This is a genomic window from Lactobacillus fornicalis (assembly GCF_055362665.1).
This window is the reverse complement of record NZ_JBLTIM010000067.1, coordinates 1-493: the sequence shown is the minus strand read 5'-3', so window position 1 is coordinate 493 and position 493 is coordinate 1. Positions and strand designations below refer to the sequence as shown.

The window sequence follows — 493 nt, the reverse complement described above, 5'->3', positions numbered from 1 at the left end:
CAAAAAATTTGACAGTTTCTGAAGATGCTTGGAATATTAATTTCATATTCAATAAATATGATGTTGATATTCGTTATAGCATTGACAATTTTATTTGCTTTAAGCCCGCTATTAAATTAGATTTTATAAAACTTGCTTACCAGACTACAAATAACCCATTTTACAAAATTTTCATCAAACTAATATCACTAAATAAGAGACTTAGAGAAATGACTAATAAAAATATTGCTGATAAATTATGGGAGGATAAACATGGACTTTAAAAAAATTGATACTGCTCTTACTGATTTAATGGAACGCAAGAACAAGGCCTATGGTAATGCTTATGCTGATTCTTTCAATGAGTTAGGTTGGATTTATGCTTTTGTTGAAGTGAATAATAAGCTTCAAAGAATTAAAGTCTTTACTAATGTTCCTGTTTACTCACCAAACGCTATTGCTGAACACGCAGCAATCCAAGCAGCTCGCGTATTACGTCAAGACAAGGTAACTG

Annotated in this window: 1 protein-coding gene and 1 pseudogene; both read left to right on the top strand. The window is 30.8% G+C overall.

The features are described 5' to 3' along the window. Positions 1-8: 8 nt before the first annotated feature. Complete coding sequence (locus ACNDLV_RS08080; protein WP_498883093.1) at positions 9-263, top strand: hypothetical protein; 255 nt, start codon at positions 9-11, stop codon at positions 261-263. Then, positions 253-493: pseudogene (locus ACNDLV_RS08075) on the top strand (hypothetical protein); the annotation flags it as partial. The gene ACNDLV_RS08080 and the pseudogene ACNDLV_RS08075, both read left to right, overlap by 11 nt.